The sequence below is a fragment of the Alloscardovia macacae genome (assembly GCF_002259705.1).
GTDB lineage: Bacteria > Actinomycetota > Actinomycetes > Actinomycetales > Bifidobacteriaceae > Alloscardovia > Alloscardovia macacae.
Genome location: NZ_MWWT01000019.1, coordinates 1 through 3,606, shown reverse-complemented (window position 1 = coordinate 3,606; position 3,606 = coordinate 1). Strand labels below are relative to the sequence as shown.

1 protein-coding gene is annotated in these 3,606 nt (G+C 49.2%); it reads right to left on the bottom strand.

Annotated features, from left to right (window positions below; all coding sequences use genetic code 11):
• Positions 1-3,316 (bottom strand): hypothetical protein (locus tag ALMA_RS08000; RefSeq protein ID WP_211278360.1); only part of this gene is annotated, 3,316 nt, incomplete at its 3' end.
• Between the last annotated feature and the right edge of the window lie 290 nt (positions 3,317-3,606).

The window sequence follows — 3,606 nt, the reverse complement described above, 5'->3', positions numbered from 1 at the left end:
TCGTCTTCGGAAGAACTATGACAGGCACATCCACAGATTCCTTGAACGCCTGACCAGTCGCGTCATTCGTATACGTGATAGTCGTGGACGAGGAGAGTGTCTTACCTGCCTGACCAGATGTGTTTGGCAGATCAGTTGTGTCTTCTACCTTTGCGGTGAATCCATCCACCTTCTGAGGTGTGACATGCTTCTTGACATCATCATTCTGCACTTTGTCGCCATCAAACACATAAGTCGGAGTAGTCGTAGACTTCGCTACTACGTTTACCGTTACTGGAACGGTAGCCGTGTAGGTCTGACCGTTGAGCGTATAGGTGACTGGAACATTCACAGTACCACGATTCTCGCCAGCCTGAGAAGTCAACCCAGCAGCAATCGCCTCAGTAATATCAGAAGATGTCACGGTAGCACCCTCTGGCAGAGACTTCTTAAAATCATCAGACGCGAGAACACGATCTGCTTCCGTCTTCACGATACCCTTCAGCACATCATCCGACGTACCCACAGACACGGTAACTGTGCTCTTCGCCCGAGGTAGAACAATCACAGGAACAGACACTTCTTCCGTGTACGCGTCACCAGAGGTCGGAGTATACTTCACACTCGTCTTCGCTGATAGTGTCTTACCAGCCTGACCATCCGTGGACGGAATATCGGTCGGATCGTTCAGCTTCGATGTATAACCCGCCACGTCAGCAGGCGTCACGTTAGTATTCACCTGCGTATTCGAGACAGTATCACCATCAAACACCACCACAGGCTTAGTCGAAGACGCCTTCACCGTAATCGTATACGTCGTGCTCGTCGTCGCAGTATCCGGTCCCTTATTCTCACCTGTAGCCGTATCCGAATCAGCAGTCACCAGATTACCATTCGAATCAATAGCATTCACTGTAACCTTATACTCGCCAGTCTGATCCAGCTTAAACAAACGCAAATCAGACGACGCAGACCCCTGCTCGACCCAGTTCGCACCCTTAATATTAAACGTTTCCTGCTTCGTCGTCCCATCTGGATACACGACAAGAACACTCGTAATCTTCGTATTCTTATGCGGAGTCGTCGAATCATCCTCCGTATCCGCGATAGACACACCAGCAGCAGGCTGATGAATAGTATTCACCGACTGACCCTGAATAGCCTCATACGAGGTAGACGAGGAAGTAGGAGCATCATTCACCACAGTCGCCTTATCATCCGACGACGCGATAGTAGGAAGAGTAATAGGATCAAACTCCGACGCAGGCGTAATATGCCACTGACCATCCGCCTTCGAATCCGTCACAGACGACCCATCCGACGCAGTCCACGTATCCGTAGCCTTACTATACTTCAGCAACACCGTCATACCCTGCTGACTAGAAGTCTGCTCGCGAGGAACAGTAGTCTTCGCGATATCCTCAGTGCTCACCGCAGTAGCTTCACCAGCAGCATTACGCGTACGATGATACTCATAAATACCAAACTCCGTATCACCATTCGCCAAAGCATTCGTCAAAATATGACGATACGTAGTCGTATCACCATTCACGACCTCACGATAATCAGATGGAAGCTCCCACTGACCAGACTGAGCATTAAACGAAGCCGTCACCTTCGTACCATGAATATCGGTCAACTCGACCTTATTACGATACAACATCACCGACGCATCCTCGACAAACGCCTGCGCTTTAATATTATCCACGTCAGCCTTCGCCGTCGCATCCGACGTCACCTTCAGATTAAACTCCTGGCCCACAGTACCGACAGTATCGCCTTCCTTCACAGCAGTATTCGTCGTACCAGCATCCACCAGCCAAGAACCATTCACAGCCTTCAGATTCGTGACCGACCCGTCAGGAGTCTGAATCGTCGCAGTCGTAGCATGAGAACTAATAGACACAGGAATCTCAGTAGCATACGCATGCACATTCTTCACCACAATCTGCGGCTTAACCACCACAGTCGTATACCCATGCGCCTCATTACCATTAATATTATAATCGTGGCTTGGCGCGTTAGAATCCTTCGCGAACACAGGAACCACATAAATACCTTCCTGCGAAGCAGTACCCGTCAAAGCAGTATCAAAGCCAGAAGCCACAGCCTTACCCGAACGATCAGCAGCAGGAACAGACACATTACCCGTAAACGACAGTCCAGGAATAGTCGTATCCGCGATACTACCCACAGCAGCATTACCGCCCGTAGTAGTCACCTGACCAGCCATACCGATAACAGCAGCATCCAGCTTATTACGCACAGTAGCAGTACGACCCAAAGGATTACCCTGAGCATCGACCAACTGAAGCGGAACATTCGCACCATTACGCCTACCAGCGTGAGTACCACCATTATCGTTATACCCCGTATACAGATTCACTGTACCATTCAAATCCACAGTCGTGGTCTTACCAGAAATACCATCCAGAGTAGGAGCCTTCGTATCCTTATACTGGAAAGCGATAATAGCCTGAGAAGACTTACCAAAAGCAAACTTCTGCTCGACACCCGTCTGAGAATTCTTCGCAGTAAAGTTCACCTCAGCACCCTGGAAACCATACTCGATAGAATTATTACCAGAATTATCCAAACCACCGATAATGGAACCCTGAATCGTATCCGTCTGAGAATCATACGCCACACCAGCAGGAAGCCCCGTCACCGTAAAGTCTTCGATAGACCAACCAGCAGCCTTCGCAGAATCCGACAGCTGAATACGCTTCGAAAAATCAGGAATATACACCTTATCCGTGCCCTGCTCATACCCACGAGGCTCGACCACAGACATAAACAAATCCATAGCACCAGTACTCGAATACAGCACTGCATCTGACGAACTAATATTCTTGTTCGCAGTCAGCACAGGCTGCCGCTTACCCTTCCACAAAGGCGCCTGCTGAGCAGCATCCTGAACCTGAGCAGCTGTCTGACCATAAATCTGACGACCCATCGTATTCGTAGCTTGCCCACCATTATAAGTCATAGTAAGCTGCGGAATATTCACCGACTCGCCAGTCATCTGACCACCATACACAGTGAACTCAAGACCATTCAAATCAGCACTCGACGGATTATTCACGCCGATAAGGCCCATACCAGCGCCATTACCGTTTGTAGAATTCGTAGGGAACGTGAATAAGCCCGTACCTGTAAAGTTATCACTGGTAATAGCCTCATTATTATCCAGTGTAAAAGTACGCGTCGGCAAAGTAGCCGTAGCCGCAGCATTCGCCAGCCACGCCCCACCCGTAGCCAGCACAGCCACAGCAGCAGCTGCAGCTATACCAGCACGAGTGCGACCACGCAAAGCGCGTTTCATAGAAATTTTCATTATAGAATCTTTCCTCTTCCTAAATGTAAGAATCTCTTCCACCATCACGAAGGATGCCAGAAAACCCCTAGCCTTATCTAGAAACGTGCCAAGCAGGGAAGGATCCACCCCCAGCCTGCATATGAAAAGATGGTTTAGCGTTTTACCTCACTGAATACACTGCGGCTTAAACGCTAGACTATCGATATTAGATTCTTCTTCCGTACTCCATTCTACCTGAAGACATACCCATATCCTCGGATAGTTCATAAAAAAACGGTGTGGCACCAGCAAATGCTAGGTGCCACACC